This window comes from Chryseobacterium sp. LAM-KRS1, from assembly GCF_013184525.1.
GTDB classification, from domain to species: Bacteria; Bacteroidota; Bacteroidia; order Flavobacteriales; family Weeksellaceae; genus Chryseobacterium; species Chryseobacterium proteolyticum.
In genome coordinates this window covers 588,520-603,787 of record NZ_JAAOIZ010000003.1, presented here as the reverse complement: position 1 = coordinate 603,787, position 15,268 = coordinate 588,520, and the positions used below count along the sequence as shown (strand labels likewise).

Sequence of the window (15,268 nt, the reverse complement as noted above, 5' to 3'; positions counted from 1 at the left end):
TTATTAATTTATTCTGAAGATCCTTTATTATATTTGTAATGAAATGAAAACCACAAGGCAAGATTACGGAAATATTGTGTATTCCTGTTATGTTCAGTTGAGCAGGCAGGGAGAGCATTTTGTATCCGATCATGTAATCAGCTATCAGGTTGCCGGAGATTTAATTTTAAGTGATGGGGTCAATGACTACCGGTCCGAAAAAGGTTCCATACGTTTTCTGAAGCGCAATCAACTTTTAAAGTTTACGAAACAACCCCCTCCCGGTGGTGAATTCCAATCATTATCCATTCATCTGGACCAGCAGACCTTGCAGGATTTCAGTCTTGCTTATGATGTGGCTTCTGAAAAAAAATGTTCTACGAACTCTTTAGTTGTATTTGACTCGAGCCCTCAACTGAAAACATATATGGATGCTCTAATGATGTATCAGAAGTCCGGGCAGCTTTCAGATCCACGAATGGTCGAACTCAAAATTAAAGAAGCAATTCTTCTGTTACTTCAGGAAAATCCAGAATTAAAAGATGTTCTATTTGATTTTAATGAGCCTGGAAAAATAGATATTGAAGCGTTCATGAGTAAAAATTATCATTTTAATGTAAATCTCGACCGCTTTGCTTATCTCACGGGACGAAGCCTGGCTACCTTTAAGCGGGATTTTGAAAAAATATTTGGAAAAACTCCTGGAAAATGGCTCTTGCAAAAAAGACTTCAGGAAGCACATTATCTTCTTGCTGAAAAAGGAAGAATGGCTTCGGATATCTATATGGATCTCGGTTTTGAAGATCTTTCTCACTTCTCATTTGCATTTAAAAAACAGTATGGATTATCACCGAGTAAAATTGGCGGATTTTAAAATAGAAAGCCTGGATCTAATTGACTCAGGCCTTTTTTTAGTTAGTAATCACCGGAATTAAATACCTGTTATTTTTTTAATGCAAAAGGTTGTTTTACAATGAAAACAACCTTTTATACTAAGCTCAGAGTAAGATCTTTTTATTCTTTAACCCATTTCACGGTTTTCTCTATGTTTTTGGTTTTAATCTTAATAAGATAATCTCCTGTCATCAGGTGAGTTAAATTGAAAGTGCCGATTTTACCAGCATTTAATGTATTGTTCAATTGACTGAATGCCAGTCTTCCACTCGTATCATATATCATGATGTCATAATTTTCATTAGAGTTGGTAAACCTGATATTTAGAATTCCTTTACTTGGATTAGGATACACTACAAATGCATCTTTGGTTCCATTTACTTCATTGACAGCCAGATTCTGAGTAATGGTGAAGTTTACGGGATTGATATTATAAAATACATTACCTTGTCCCGCAACCATAATTCTGGCTTGTGTTGTATTTACATTAGGAATAGTAATTGTTTCTGTACCGTCGTTAGCGGTAGAAGCAACGATCGTCGTTGGGTAAGTAAGACCTCCGTCTGTTGAAAGTAAAATACTCACATTAGCGCAGCTCACGGGAGCAGCGGTCGTGTTTGCTACGTTCCAGGTAATGGTCTGGGTGGAGTTACCTGTCCAGTTTACGGCTGTCATAGGTGCTGTAACAGTGAACGGACCAGAATTCCCATCTACTGTTATAATGGCGTCATCATTAGCAACTCCGGCACAACCTGCGTTATTATCCCTTACTGTTAATCTGAATTCCATAGTTCTTCCATACGAAGGCAGGATTTCCCCTTTCGTGGTAACGTTGTTGATTACGTCTGTAAGTTTTGGAAAGTATCTGTATGGAACTGTTACCGGTAAAAATGATCTGAATATAGCAGCATTACCTGTTGGTGCATTCCAGTTTCCTGCCGGTCCTACATCATTTTGTTCCCATGAATAAGTAAGCGCATTATTCTGCGCATCTGTAGCAGAACCTGTTAATTTAAACGGAGTTCCTTTAGGAATTGTGTAATCGTTTCCTGCATTCACCACAGGTGCTGTGTTGGTAACCGGAGTTGTTACCTGACAGCTTGTCGATTGAACTTTTGTAGTGATTGATTGAAATGATTTGGTATGAAAAGTAGGAATACTATTAGGTGCCAGATTATTGGTTGCCCCACAAATACCGGCATAAGCCATGATGGTAACACCACTTCCTGGTTCAACAGCATTGGAAGCGCTTCGATTACCCGCGCAACTTCCTGTTGTTGCATTGAATGTATGTGGCCCTCCAAACTGATGTCCTACTTCGTGAGCAACATAGTCTATATCATACGGATCTCCTACAGGATTAGAAGATCCGGTAATTCCGCTTCCTTTATTTCCTGTACTGCATATTACTCCTAATCCGGCAAGTCCACCACCTCCGGTACTGAAAGTATGTCCTATATCATAATTGGCATTGCCTATTAATGCATCAATCTGAGCCTGGCTTTCATCAATCAAAGTATATGCGTCATCATTACCTGTAAAAGGATCTGTTGTTGGATTTGTAAAGATGATATTAGTTTCATTGGGAATTAATATGAGCCTTACCGCAACCTCTTGTTCGTATACTCCGTTTACCCTGTTTACTGAGGTAACAATAGCTGAAAGAGTTTGAGCAACCGTGGGAGATGTTAATCCTGTTGCAGCTTGGGCATACTCACCGGTACAGGCTACTGCAAATCTGAAAATTCTAATTTGAGTACCTACGCTTGGAGTAACGCTTTTTTGTACGCTTTTTTTTTCAGGAACAATATCTTCGTCTTTGGTTGCACAAGTTCTTGGTTTTCTGTCAATCAGATCATTTTTTTTATAAATGATATAATTGTTGATGTTGTTTTTTGCGTAAGGATCAATGTAAGTATCTCCATTTACAATCGATTTTATCTGAGCATGAAATCCAAGCTCTGTAAAATCCAGCTTTATAGTAGCGTATTGATCGTCAACTCCTTGCCCTGTAAAGGTAACCAACTGTGGAAACTTCTGAGCAAGTTCGGGAGCCATCACTGAAGATTTCCAGATTTTAAATTTTGCTTTTGTACCATCTGGCATTGGAAGGACAATGATAGGTGCTTTGTCTTTAGGGTCATTGTCTTTTAGTTCAGGAACAGTACTGAAATAGCTCTTTATGCCATTGACATCCAGGCTGTAGGTAAGGAACTTTTCAGGTTGTACCGTTCTGCTTTTAGGATCTACTTTAATGGATCTTTCACTAATAGTAGTAAAAAAATCCTGTGCTTTCCCCAGGGAAATGGAAAGCATAAAGATTCCCAGATAAAATAATTGTTTAATTTTCATAATTTATATGTTTAATTTTATGATATTTCGGTTTTATTAGCTTTGTGGAAATAAAAAAAAATGAAAATCTTTTTTTAATTAATTTTAATAATTCAAAATACAAATAACTATAAAATTAATTAAATATTTGGAATAATTATAAGGAAAATACAATGTGAGGTGTTTTTTGTTGTTGTAAAAATTGTATTTTAAGTAATTTGAGATAGAATTCTCAATAAATATGGGATATAGTGAGAATATTAATCTGAATGTTAAATGACGTTTTTATAGTTTATCAATGTGAGAAAATAGAAACTCCCCATAATTAATAACTATGAGGAGTTTATTTTAAGTGGAGTTGGAGGGATTCGAACCCTCGTCCAAACAAGCAATACATAAGCTTTCTACATGCTTATTCTACTATTGGTTTTCGACTGGAGGCAGAGAGCAGACACCCAACTTCCAGCTTATCTTCTGAGGTTTTCGAGTTTTAGCCGAAGCATCTAAAACCTTATTTCTGCATTCCTATATCCCAGGATCAAACGCCGCAGAACAGAGCATTTGTGGAATATCTTGCTTCCCTACTAAAATCTTCGGGAAAGCGCTTGAATCTACTAAACTTCGATATTAAGCTGCAAGAGCGAACTCTTCGTTGCCAGTTAAAATTTTGTAGCAAGGGATTATAGAGATCGCGCTACGGTTCTCTGCATGCTTACTTACCCATTGATCTTGCTGTCGAAACCAGTCAACCCCATGAATAAAGTGAGTGCAAAGATACTACTTTTTGTTTAAATAAATTTCATATTCATAAACTCTATTGTATGAGAAATGCCGGAAATTTTTCCGGCACTGTAATGTATTTTAATAATGTTATAAGATTAATACTGTTCAAATGCGAGTACATACATCTCATTATCCGGGCCTGCACCATTTCCATAATTATTAAAGCCATAAAAATTTCCTGCTAGTAAGTCATTGCTTCCCGGTACTACGCCACTGCCTGTGGAGATTTGATATTGATACCCCCATGAATTATTCCAAACTCCATTGGAAAGGCTTCTGGACCACGTATCCCAGTTTGTTGTAGTAAAGGTAACCGATTGTTTACCTCCATTTGTACTGTTTCCAAACCATAGCTCATTTGCATAGTAGGTGATCGTAGCTGCAGGTGCTGACAGTAATCTTACTTCAAGATAAGTAGATCCGGAAGTTGTTGCAAATCTGAACTCCATATTCATAGAAGGAACCTTGAGTGTTGGTTTATCATATCCATTGGTGTCAAGATTTCGACCTCTGTATTTTACTTTAGTCAATACGGTACCTTCCGTTTCTGAAACTACATTCAATTGGCCCCATTTTGTTCCGTCATTTAAATAGAGGCCAGGAGATAGTCCGTTTACAGAAGCTGTGTTATAAACTACCATTCCGGCTACATGTGCAGTAAGAGGAGCGGGCTGGGAGGTGGCTGTTAAAGCAACCCGGGGAGGTAAAAGTCCTTTGTTTGCCGAATTTACATCCAATACGGCATTAGTATTGGGATTTGTTGTATTAATGCCAACCTGTGCATGAGTTATCACAGGAAATGTCAAAGCAAAAACTAAAGGCAAAGCTTTTAAGGATAGATAATTTTTCATGTTTTTTTGTTATTTAAACTGTGTTTTTAAAATCGTATATCCCAAAGGTATGAAAAATGTATGCAATTCTGAAACATGAGTTATTTTAAATTAAAAGAAATAAATTTTGCATATTAATAAAAAAATATCTACTTTTGCAATCCAAAATGAGATGTAAAGTATGTTAATAATTCCTGTAAAAGATGGTGAATCCATCGATAGAGCACTAAAAAAATATAAAAGAAAATTTGATAAAACTGGAACAGTTCGTCAATTAAGATCGAGACAACAGTTTGTTAAGCCTTCTGTAACTTTGAGACAAGCTAGATTAAAAGCGGCTTATAAACAAAGAGCGTTAAGCAAAGAGGAGCAAGCTTAAGAAATTTTTCTTAAACAAATATTAAATTCACTTCTTAAATATACTTATATTTGAGGAGTGAATTTTTTATATTATATGTAATCCATGATGCTGAATAAATTTTTAGAATATTTACAATTCGAAAAGAGGTATTCACCTCATACTATTACAAGCTATAAAAAAGACCTGGAAGATTTTTCTTATTTTTTTCTCAAAACAGAATCTTCCGATGATATTTCCAAAGCCGATAAAAGGGTAGTCAGGAATTTCATAGTGGCACTAAGTGAAAATAATATATCCAAGAGGAGTATTAACCGAAAGCTTTCCTCTCTTCGAAGTTTTTATTTTTTTCTTTTAAAGATCGGTGAAATTACTGTTTCGCCCACTGAAAGTATTTCCTCTCTTAAGTTTTATGCCGAAAAACAAATTCCTATTTCACAAGAAGAAATGGAGGTGCTTAATAATACCATTTTTGAAGAGCCGCATGAAATTCTTGATCAGTGTATCATAGAAGTTCTGTACCAGACCGGAATCCGTAAGTCCGAACTTTGTGGCTTGATATTTGAGAATGTAAACTTAGATGGAAATGAGTTGAAAATTATAGGCAAAGGGAACAAAGAAAGATATGTTCCCATATCTGAAGATTTGACTGTTTTATTAAGAAGTTATTTAACATTAAGAAAACCTCTCGATGAGTTTCAGAGCTGTTTTTTCGTTAATAAGAAGGGGAAAAAACTCACGGAAAAATTTGTTTATGTAGTCGTAAATAAGTACCTTAGTCTTATAACTTCGAAGCAAAAAAGAAGTCCCCATATTCTAAGACATAGCTTTGCTACACACGTTTTGGATAATGGGGCGGAGATCTCAAAAGTAAAAAAAATATTAGGACATTCGAGTCTGGCCAGTACGCAGGTGTATACGAATGCTAATATAGAACAATTGAAAAAAGTGTTTAATCAGGCTCATCCTAGAGCGTCTAAAAAAGAAGAATTATGAAGATCACAGTACAATCAATTGGTTTAACTCCACACGAACCATTGGAATCACACATCGAAAAAAAAGTAAGCAAACTTGAAACGTTTTATGACAAAATTCACGAGTGCAAAATCTTCCTGAAGGTTGAAAATAATTCGGATAAATCAAATAAAACTGCTGAACTTATTTTGGCGGTTCCAGGTGACGATATCGTAGTAAAAAAGACGGCTGTAAGTTTTGAAGAGAGTTTGGATCTTTGTGTTGATACTGCTAAGAAGCTATTAATCAAGAAAAAAGAAACAGCTTAGAAAAAAAGTTTAAAATAATCGCGTAAAAATTTGAGAATTCAAAAAATCCGTTCTATATTTGCACTCGCAAAAAGGGAACAGTGATCTTTTGAATTCTTTTTTTAAATGCCTCCATAGCTCAGTTGGCCAGAGCACGTGATTTGTAATCTCGGGGTCGTGGGTTCGAATCCCTCTGGAGGCTCATTTAATATAAACTAGGGAAGATTCCAGAGTGGCTAAATGGGACTGACTGTAACTCAGTTGCTTCGGCTTCGCAGGTTCGAATCCTGCTCTTCCCACTGTTTATATTGAAAAAAAACTTGCAGATTTAAAAGGTTTTTTATAGATTTGCACAGCGTTTACCAATAGTTTTGGAAACAAAATTGCGGAAGTAGCTCAGTTGGTAGAGCGTCAGCCTTCCAAGCTGAATGTCGCGGGTTCGACCCCCGTCTTCCGCTCAGTAAAATCACACCACAAGGCGTGATTTTTTTTAAACCTGATACAGCTTAAGATAGATTGCCTTCGGATAGCCTCAGACAGTTTAAATTGCCTCCATAGCTCAGTTGGCCAGAGCACGTGATTTGTAATCTCGGGGTCGTGGGTTCGAATCCCTCTGGAGGCTCAATTTAATATAAACATGAGGGAAGATTCCAGAGTGGCTAAATGGGACTGACTGTAACTCAGTTGCTTCGGCTTCGCAGGTTCGAATCCTGCTCTTCCCACATTTTATATTTAAAAAAAAACTTGCAGATTTAAAAGGTTTTTTATAAGTTTGCACAGCGTTTACCAATAGTTTTGGAAACAAAATTGCGGAAGTAGCTCAGTTGGTAGAGCGTCAGCCTTCCAAGCTGAATGTCGCGGGTTCGACCCCCGTCTTCCGCTCAAAAAAAATCATGCTATTAAAGTGTGATTTTTTTGCTTAATGCCGACTTAGCTCAGCGGTAGAGTGCTTCCTTGGTAAGGAAGAGGTCACGGGTTCAAGTCCCGTAGTTGGCTCTGGCTTTAATCCCGAATTGTTTCGGGATTTTTTTGTTTAATGTATTTTCTGTTAATAAAATATATTCTTTTTTCTGATGCTTTTCATTTCAATCATCTGCAGATGATTTTCCTTAAAAATCATAAAAATTTTCGTTAAATTCGTATAAATATTTTTTGATGAATATACTTTTATTAGAAGACGACCTCATTCTTTCCGCGGAACTTTGTAAGTTTTTGGAATCAAACAATTTTTCATGTGATAAGATTTATGATGGGGAGACTTTTCTTCGTCAGATAAAAAATAATTCGTACGATCTCTATTTACTGGATATTAATGTTCCCAAAATAAACGGATTGGATGTTTGCCAAACCATTCGTTCATTCGATAAAAATACACCTATCATCATTATTTCGGCATATGGAGATCTTTCTGATAAGAAAGATGCCTTTACAAGACTTGCTGACGATTATCTTGTCAAGCCTTTTCAGTTTGAAGAACTGCTTTTAAGGGTAAATTCTCTTTTGAGGAGAAAAATGCCGGTAGATACTTCAGATCAGGAAATCATAAGAATTGATGATCTCATCATTAATAAGACTGAACAAAAAGTCTATAGAGGAGGAAACGAAATTACCCTAACTCTGAAAGAATTTCAATTGTTAGCTTACCTGGCAGAAGCCCAGGGAAGAACGGTATCCAAACAACAGATTACGGAGAATGTATGGGAACACAATTTTAATACAAATACAAATACTGTTGAGGTATATATTAATTTTCTAAGAAAGAAAATCGATAAAGATTTTAAAGTTAAACTTATTCATACCCGATCAGGCTTTGGATATTATTTAAGTCCACTATAAATGTCATTAAAAAGGAAGATTGCTTTAAATTTAAGTATTGCCTTCTCACTACTTTTTGGTATAGTGATGATGATTATATATATGTCTTTTAATGATTTTAGAAGAGATGAATTTAAAGAAAGGTTCCGGCAAAGACTTGAGTTTACCTCTCATTTTATCTCCGAATCTAAAAACTTCGAAGCTGAAGCTCCTCTTTTTTTCAATGAAAATGCAGATAATATCCTTCTCAATGAGAAAATCTTGATTTTTAATGCAGACAAAGAATTAATCTATAGTACAATAAAAGACCGGAATGTTACCTGGGATGCTGCCTTATTAAAAGAGCTGGATCAAAGAAAAACGATATACACCGAGAAAACCATTCCCGAAATATATGCTGCACTTAAAAATATAAAAGGAGAAAACTACTATATTCTAACCAGTGCCTACGACAGCAATGGAAAATCCAAATTATCTTATTTAAAATATTTGCTTGTTACGGCTTATGTAATGAGTACGCTTCTCATTGGGCTTTTCAGTTATTATTTTATGGGGCAGTTTCTACGTCCCCTGGAAGATCTTAATAAAGAGATCTCAGAGGTTACCGCACATAAATTAACTACACAAGTGCCCGTACAACAATCACAAGATGAAATTAGTATATTAGCACAATCATTTAACACCATGATTGTACGGTTGAACGATGTTTTTCAATCGCAAAAAGATTTCACGGCGAGTGCCTCGCATGAGATCCGAACGCCTATTACAAGAATGGCATTCCAGTTGGAGAATCTGATCAAGTTCGAACAGCATTCTCCGGAGACCTTATCTTCATTAAAGCAGATTCAGAAAGATGTTTATCAATTATCTGACCTGACTAATTCCCTGCTGCTTCTGACTAAATTTGACAAAGAGAACATTCAAAGTTTATATGAAGAAGTAAGGATTGATGAAGTTATATTCAGTTCCTTCGAAACAGTAGAAAAAAGTTATCCGGATCTGAAAATGGATTTTTTAATTTCTGAAGAAACTTCAGAACAAGCATTATTAACTATAAAAGGAATACAATCATTGCTGGACATCGTATTTATTAACCTGTTCAAAAATGCGGCGGTTTATTCGGATAATATTGAAGTAGATGTTCTCATTACTGAAACTGCTTCAAAACTGATTGTGGATGTTATTTCTCAGGGAAGTACAATTTCTGAGAATGAACAGTCGAAATTATTTGAGGCTTTTATGAGGGGGAATAATGCACAGAATATTTCGGGTTCCGGATTGGGACTTCGGATTGTAAAAAGAATTTTAGAATACCATGGTGCAGATATTATTTATTCTTCGCCATCGGAAAATGTTAATAAGTTTAGTGTGATATTTTCTAAAATTTAATTTTTTTTTAAGGCTCATTTAAGTTCGTTTTAATCGTGTCTTAGCACTTTTGTTTTCATAAAATTGAAAGAATGAACAAAATTGCAGGATTGTTTGTTGTCATTTCCTCATTCATGACAGCACAACAGCAAATGTCTCTTCTGGATTGTGAAAAAGCTTTCCAGACGAACAACCTTCAGCTGCTCGCCCAGCAGTATAATATCAACATGGCCGATGCTGATATTTTACAGGCTAAGATCTGGGATCTTCCACAATTGAGCGGGCAGATCAATGCTTATAATCCTGAAGGTAAGAAAGTGTTTGATGTTGGACACGCAAAGGGAGCACAGGTTACCCAGCTCATTTATATGGGTGGAAAAAAGAAAAATGAGATTGCATTTGCAAAATCTAATAAAGAACTGGCTCAACTTCAATTTTCCCAACTTCTCGTTGACCTCAAAACACAATTGCATACTACTTATTACAATCTCTACTTCCAAAAATTAAAGCTGGAAAATATCAACAAGCAATTGGGGTATATGAAAGAGCTTTTAAGCGCTTATAAGGTCCAGTCTGCAAAGGGAAATGTATCGCTTAAAGATGAGGTGAGGCTGCAGAGTATTGTAATTCAGCTAAATAACGACAAAGTAGAAATCAATAAAAATATTCTGGATGTTGAACAAAATTTAAAAGTTTTAACCGGAATTACGGAAGATATAGAACCTGAGCTTTCTGAGGCTGAGGCACGGGAAATTTTGGCTACCCAACCCATCGGAGATGAAGAAGATCTGAAGCGAAAAGCATTGGAGAATAATGCAGATTATCAATATAACATGAAGTTAATTGATAATAGCAAACTCTATGCTCAATGGCAGAAATCTTTAAATGTTCCGGATATTAATGTGGGAGCCGGATGGGATCAGAATGGAGGGACATTCAAAAATGAGATCAATTTAATGGTAGGGATTCCATTACCCTTATGGAAAAGCAATCAGGGAAATGTTGAAAAAGCAAATTACGCTATCCAACAGAACCAAAAAAATGCAGAGTATCAAAAACTCAATTTGGAAACAAAAGTGCAATCCTTGTACAGAACATGGAAAAATCAATATGATCAATTAGCAGAAATTAAAGCAACAGATCTCAATAATCTGGATCTTGTTTATAATGGGATGTTAAATAATTTCAGAAAGGGAAATGTAAGCCTTATTGAGTTTACTGACTTTATGGAAAGTTACAGACAAACAGCCCTTCAGATCTATGATATGAAAAATGATATCATCCAATCGGCTGAACAACTTAATCAGCTAGTACAAACTAAAATCTTCTATTAAAAAAATGAAAAAATATATAATTGTATTATTTGTAGCCATTGCATTATTGTCCTGCTCAAAAAAAGAAGAACAGAAAGTGGCAATGCCGAAAGGTTTTGAACTAAGCAATACCATGCTTAAATCGATCGTCCTTGCAAAAGTTGAGAAGAAGTACATTGAAGATAATTATAATTTTTACGGTAAAATATCCGCAGATCAAAACAGTTACATCGATGTGTATCCTTTGGTAGGAGGAAATGTTTTAAGTGTCAATGTGGAATTGGGTGATCATGTAACGAAGGGTCAGGTTTTGGCGACAATCAGAAGTACTGAGCTTGCTGAGGTACAGAAAGATGTAAGTGATGCAAAAACGGATCTGGTCGTTGCTCAGAACAATCTTCGTGTTGCCAAGGAAATGTACGAAGGTAAGCTTAATACTGAAAGAGATGTTCTGGAAGCCAAGAGCCAGCTGCAAAAGGCACAGGACCAACTGCAGAGAGCGAGTGCGATAAGTACGGTTTATAATGTGAAAAAAGGAAATATCTATAATGTTTTAGCTCCTATCAGTGGATACATTGTTCAAAAAAATATCAATAAGGATATGCAGCTTAGAACAGATAGGAGTGATAATATTTTTGACGTAGCTAATACAACCAATGTGTGGGCAATTATGAACGTTAATGAATCGGATATTGATAAAATAAGTCTTGGAATGAAGGCTGAAGTTTCTACATTGTCATATCCTGACAAGGTGTTTTATGGGAAAATTGATAAAATATTTAAAATTATCGATCCTCAAACCAACGCCATGCAGGCGAGAGTCGTTTTGGACAATGCAAGCGGACTGCTGATTCCTGATAGTAAAGCCACAATCAAAGTTTCAACTTCCGAAAATGATATGGCATTAACGGTTCCTTCCAAGGCGGTTATTTTTGATGATAACAGAAGTTTTGTGGTGGTTTTTAAATCCAGAACTAATCTTAAGGTTAAAGAAGTTAAGGTTTTGAAGCAAGTAGGCGATACAACATATATATCCGATGGATTAGTTGAGGGGGAACAGGTAATTACAGAGAATCAATTGCTGATTTATCGTTCTCTTAATAACTAAATCAAAGTCATTTTTTTAAACGGCTTTTCGAGTCATCAATTTAAACTATTATGAATAAATTCATTAAAAATATAATTGCTTTTTCGCTTAAAAATAAAGCGTTCACCTTCATATGGGTCGCAATTTTGGCCATTTCGGGTTTTATTAGTTTCAAAAACATGCCGATTGAAGCATTTCCGGATGTAACCAATACCCAGATTGTGATTATCACCCAATGGAACGGACGAAGCGCAGAAGAAGTAGAACGTTTTGTAACGACACCTATAGAATTGGCAATGAGTCCGGTTCAGAAAAAGACAAGTGTACGAAGTACCACCATGTTTGGTCTTTCGATTGTAAAGATTCTGTTCGATGATGGGGTGGACGATACTTTTGCCAGAAATCAGGTTAATAACCAACTACGAACTATAAGCCTTCCTGATGCGGTAGATCCCGAAGTACAACCACCCTACGGACCAACCGGTGAGATTTTCAGATATACACTGGAGAGTAAAAATAAAGATTCCCGGGAACTATTAACCTTGCAAAACTGGGTAGTGGATCGTGCTTTAAGAGGAGTGCCAGGTGTGGCTGATATTAATGTTTTTGGTGGACAGGATAAAGTTTTTGAATTAAGTATTGATCCGCGGGCATTGGATAAATACAACCTGACCCCGCTTCAGGTCTACGATGCTGTTACAAAGAGCAATTTGAATGTGGGAGGAGATGTTATTGAAAAGAACGGACAGGCTTATGTAGTACGGGGAATCGGTTTGGTTAAATCGGTAGCTGATATTGGAAATATTACGATTGAAAATGATAGCGGTAACCCTGTTTTGGTAAAAAATGTTGCTGATGTTCATGAAAGCTCAATGCCACGAGTAGGGCAGGCAGGACTGAATAACCACGAAGACACAGTGGAAGGTATTGTCGTAATGAGAAAAGGTGAAAATCCGCGTGAAGTTTTGGTAGGTGTAAAAGCCAAGATCAAAGAGCTTAATGAGAAAATTCTTCCGAAAGATGTGAAGATGGTTACATTCTATGACAGGGACAACCTGATGGATTTCACAACCCGTACCGTAATGCATAACCTTATCGAAGGAATTGTGCTTGTTACTGTAATGGTTCTGATTTTTATGGCAGATTGGAGAACTACGTTGATTGTTTCTATTATTATTCCATTGTCATTATTATTTGCATTTTTATGTCTGAAGCTTGCGGGAATGAGTGCGAACCTTCTTTCATTAGGTGCTGTGGATTTTGGGATTATTATTGATGGAGCCGTCGTCATGGTAGAAGGTATTTTTGTAATGCTTGATCATAAAGCCCATAAATATGGAATGGAGAAGTTCAATAAACTGGCTAAAGGAGGATGGATAAAACAAACAGGAACAGGTTTGGGTAAAGCGATATTCTTTTCCAAACTTATTATCATTACCTCTTTGATCCCTATTTTCTCATTCCAGAAAGTGGAAGGTAAGATGTTTTCACCTCTTGCATTTACATTGGGATTTGCCTTGACAGGAGCATTAATATTTACTTTAACATTAGTACCCGTTCTTACCCATATCCTTTTAAATAAGAATGTAAAAGAAAAAAATAATCCTTTTGTGAACTTTTGGGACCGGATTGTTTTAAAAGGATTTCGTTATACTTTTAAACATAAGAAGATGAGCTTAATCGTTGCCATTTCATTTTTGGTCGTTACTTTGTTTTCGGGAAAATTTCTGGGAACTGAATTTTTGCCACAGCTTAATGAAGGATCTTTATGGATCACCGCCGAAATGCCAATGAGCTCTTCTCTGAAAGAATCCTTAAAGACCGCAGATCTTTTGAAGAAAGATATTATGAGCTTTTCGGAAGTTACGGATGTTCTTGCACAAACTGGGAGAAGTAATGACGGAACAGATCCTAATGGATTTGGTTTTGTTCAATTTGCTGTAAATCTGAAACCCCGGGAAGAATGGAAGCGGAAAATTTCATACGATGAACTAATCAAAGAGATTGATAATAAACTAAGAAATTATCAGGGAATCACATTTAATTATTCACAGCCTATTTCTGATAATGTTGCTGAGGCGGTAGCCGGCTTCAAAGCCGAAAACGGGATCAAGATTTATGGGGATAATCTTCAGACTTTGGATCGATTGGCTGAAGAGGTTCTGAAAGAAATAAAAAATGTAGATGGAGTAAAAGATCCAGGAATCATAAAGAATATAGGCCAGCCGGAGGTAAGTGTGGTGTTGGATAGAGATAAAATGGCAGCCTACGGTGTAATGCCTGCAGATGCACAGGCAGTTCTTGAGATGGCTTTTGGGGGTAAAACAGCTTCCGAAATGTTTGATGGAGAGCGTAAATTTCCAATAAGATTGAGATATTCCCAGGAATACAGAAAAGATGAAAATGATATTGCTTCATTGATGGTTCCTACACAAGATGGGGCAAAAATACCGCTAAAAGAAATAAGTAATATTGTTAAGAATAACGGGGCAGCATTCATTTACAGGGATGATATCAAACGATATATTGGTGTAAAATTCTCTATCCGTGACCGTGACCTGGGAAGCACAATTGCCGATGCTCAGAAAAAGGTAGCTAAAATAGAGCTTCCAGAAGGATATTCTATAGGATGGACCGGGCAGTTTGAAAATCAGCAAAGAGCCTCTCATCGTCTGGCACAGGTAGTTCCTGTGAGTATCCTCATGATTTTCTTCCTGTTGTTTATACTCTTCGGAAACATAAAAGATTCTCTTTTGGTACTTGCTAATGTACCATTTGCATTAATCGGTGGAATCATAGCGCTTCATGTAACGAGAATGAACTTTGGGATCTCCGCAGGGGTAGGTATGATTGCGCTTTTGGGAATTTGTATACAGAATGGTGTAATCCTTATTAGTGAATTTCACCAAAATATTAAAAATGGTCTGGCATTGGATGAAGCAATAATGACCGGAGTGAAATCCAGGACAAGACCAGTCATCATGACTGCTTTGATGGCATCTATAGGGCTTTTACCTGCAGCTTTATCAACAGGTATTGGTTCTGAATCTCAGAAACCACTGGCGATTGTTATTATTGGAGGATTAATTACAGCTACGGTACTTACTTTACTTATTTTTCCAATTATTTTCTGGATTTTCAACAGAAGTAAAAAGTCAACGTCAATTTAATTGACTGCTGAATATGATGTAAAATATTTGAAGTCTGTAAAACATATGTTTTACAGACTTCAATTTACTTCGACGAAT

At 36.3% G+C, this 15,268-nt stretch carries 11 protein-coding genes, 7 tRNA genes and 1 other RNA gene; 16 read left to right on the top strand and 3 right to left on the bottom strand.

Annotated elements, in window-relative coordinates:
- Positions 1-43 precede the first annotated feature (43 nt).
- The gene (locus tag G9C87_RS10240) at positions 44-853 is read left to right on the top strand and encodes a helix-turn-helix domain-containing protein (RefSeq protein ID WP_172280699.1); all 810 of its coding nucleotides are present in this window, start codon (positions 44-46) and stop codon (positions 851-853) included.
- Positions 854-993: 140 nt separating this feature from the next.
- On the opposite strand, the gene G9C87_RS10235 is transcribed toward G9C87_RS10240, so the two are convergent.
- The 3 genes from G9C87_RS10235 to G9C87_RS10225 form a co-directional block, all read right to left on the bottom strand.
- Complete coding sequence (locus G9C87_RS10235) at positions 994-3,225, bottom strand: zinc-dependent metalloprotease (protein WP_172280697.1); 2,232 nt, start codon at positions 3,223-3,225, stop codon at positions 994-996.
- Between the two features lie 329 nt (positions 3,226-3,554).
- Positions 3,555-3,957, bottom strand: a transfer-messenger RNA (tmRNA) gene (gene ssrA, locus G9C87_RS10230).
- Positions 3,958-4,082: 125 nt separating this feature from the next.
- Positions 4,083-4,838: a hypothetical protein gene (locus G9C87_RS10225; protein WP_172280695.1), complete on the bottom strand. Its 756-nt coding sequence runs from the start codon at positions 4,836-4,838 to the stop codon at positions 4,083-4,085.
- Between the two features lie 160 nt (positions 4,839-4,998).
- Here G9C87_RS10225 and rpsU point away from each other — a divergent pair, with 160 nt between their 5' ends.
- From rpsU to G9C87_RS10150, 15 genes are all read left to right on the top strand, one after another.
- Positions 4,999-5,196, top strand: coding sequence for a 30S ribosomal protein S21 (gene rpsU / locus G9C87_RS10220; RefSeq protein ID WP_172280693.1), 198 nt, complete (start codon positions 4,999-5,001; stop codon positions 5,194-5,196).
- 87 nt (positions 5,197-5,283) lie between these two features.
- Positions 5,284-6,171 carry a tyrosine-type recombinase/integrase gene (locus G9C87_RS10215; protein ID WP_172281053.1) on the top strand — a complete coding sequence of 296 codons (888 nt, stop codon included), beginning with the start codon at positions 5,284-5,286 and terminating at the stop codon, positions 6,169-6,171.
- Complete coding sequence (locus G9C87_RS10210) at positions 6,168-6,458, top strand: HPF/RaiA family ribosome-associated protein (protein ID WP_172280691.1); 291 nt, start codon at positions 6,168-6,170, stop codon at positions 6,456-6,458. Before G9C87_RS10215 ends, G9C87_RS10210 begins: the two co-directional genes overlap by 4 nt.
- 107 nt (positions 6,459-6,565) lie before the next feature.
- Positions 6,566-6,639: transfer RNA gene (locus tag G9C87_RS10205), tRNA-Thr, on the top strand.
- Between the two features lie 16 nt (positions 6,640-6,655).
- Positions 6,656-6,736, top strand: a tRNA-Tyr gene (locus tag G9C87_RS10200).
- Positions 6,737-6,822: 86 nt separating this feature from the next.
- Positions 6,823-6,895, top strand: a tRNA-Gly gene (locus G9C87_RS10195).
- 90 nt (positions 6,896-6,985) lie between these two features.
- A tRNA-Thr gene (locus G9C87_RS10190) sits at positions 6,986-7,059 on the top strand.
- Positions 7,060-7,078: 19 nt separating this feature from the next.
- A tRNA-Tyr gene (locus G9C87_RS10185) sits at positions 7,079-7,159 on the top strand.
- Between the two features lie 87 nt (positions 7,160-7,246).
- Positions 7,247-7,319, top strand: a tRNA-Gly gene (locus G9C87_RS10180).
- A gap of 42 nt (positions 7,320-7,361) precedes the next feature.
- A tRNA-Thr gene (locus G9C87_RS10175) sits at positions 7,362-7,433 on the top strand.
- 159 nt (positions 7,434-7,592) lie between these two features.
- Positions 7,593-8,273: a response regulator transcription factor gene (locus G9C87_RS10170; protein ID WP_172280689.1), complete on the top strand. Its 681-nt coding sequence runs from the start codon at positions 7,593-7,595 to the stop codon at positions 8,271-8,273.
- Positions 8,274-9,641 (top strand): ATP-binding protein, encoded by a 1,368-nt coding sequence (locus tag G9C87_RS10165; RefSeq protein WP_172280687.1) that lies wholly within the window; start codon positions 8,274-8,276, stop codon positions 9,639-9,641.
- Positions 9,642-9,712: 71 nt separating this feature from the next.
- The gene (locus tag G9C87_RS10160; protein ID WP_172280685.1) at positions 9,713-10,954 is read left to right on the top strand and encodes a TolC family protein; all 1,242 of its coding nucleotides are present in this window, start codon (positions 9,713-9,715) and stop codon (positions 10,952-10,954) included.
- Positions 10,955-10,958: 4 nt separating this feature from the next.
- Complete coding sequence (locus G9C87_RS10155; RefSeq protein WP_172280683.1) at positions 10,959-12,041, top strand: efflux RND transporter periplasmic adaptor subunit; 1,083 nt, start codon at positions 10,959-10,961, stop codon at positions 12,039-12,041.
- 50 nt (positions 12,042-12,091) lie between these two features.
- Positions 12,092-15,190 carry an efflux RND transporter permease subunit gene (locus G9C87_RS10150; protein ID WP_172280681.1) on the top strand — a complete coding sequence of 1,033 codons (3,099 nt, stop codon included), beginning with the start codon at positions 12,092-12,094 and terminating at the stop codon, positions 15,188-15,190.
- The last annotated feature ends 78 nt before the right edge of the window (positions 15,191-15,268 follow it).

Bases quoted from the DNA above. Each gene is read 5' to 3' on its own strand.
- G9C87_RS10160 (WP_172280685.1), top strand. From the start codon at position 9,713: ATGAACAAAATTGCAGGATTGTTTGTTGTCATTTCCTCATTCATGACA.
- G9C87_RS10170 (WP_172280689.1), top strand. From the start codon at position 7,593: ATGAATATACTTTTATTAGAAGACGACCTCATTCTTTCCGCGGAACTT.
- G9C87_RS10225 (WP_172280695.1), bottom strand. From the start codon at position 4,838: ATGAAAAATTATCTATCCTTAAAAGCTTTGCCTTTAGTTTTTGCTTTG.
- G9C87_RS10165 (WP_172280687.1), top strand. From the start codon at position 8,274: ATGTCATTAAAAAGGAAGATTGCTTTAAATTTAAGTATTGCCTTCTCA.
- G9C87_RS10150 (WP_172280681.1), top strand. From the start codon at position 12,092: ATGAATAAATTCATTAAAAATATAATTGCTTTTTCGCTTAAAAATAAA.
- G9C87_RS10210 (WP_172280691.1), top strand. From the start codon at position 6,168: ATGAAGATCACAGTACAATCAATTGGTTTAACTCCACACGAACCATTG.
- G9C87_RS10215 (WP_172281053.1), top strand. From the start codon at position 5,284: ATGCTGAATAAATTTTTAGAATATTTACAATTCGAAAAGAGGTATTCA.
- G9C87_RS10155 (WP_172280683.1), top strand. From the start codon at position 10,959: ATGAAAAAATATATAATTGTATTATTTGTAGCCATTGCATTATTGTCC.
- G9C87_RS10235 (WP_172280697.1), bottom strand. From the start codon at position 3,225: ATGAAAATTAAACAATTATTTTATCTGGGAATCTTTATGCTTTCCATT.
- rpsU (WP_172280693.1), top strand. From the start codon at position 4,999: ATGTTAATAATTCCTGTAAAAGATGGTGAATCCATCGATAGAGCACTA.
- G9C87_RS10240 (WP_172280699.1), top strand. From the start codon at position 44: ATGAAAACCACAAGGCAAGATTACGGAAATATTGTGTATTCCTGTTAT.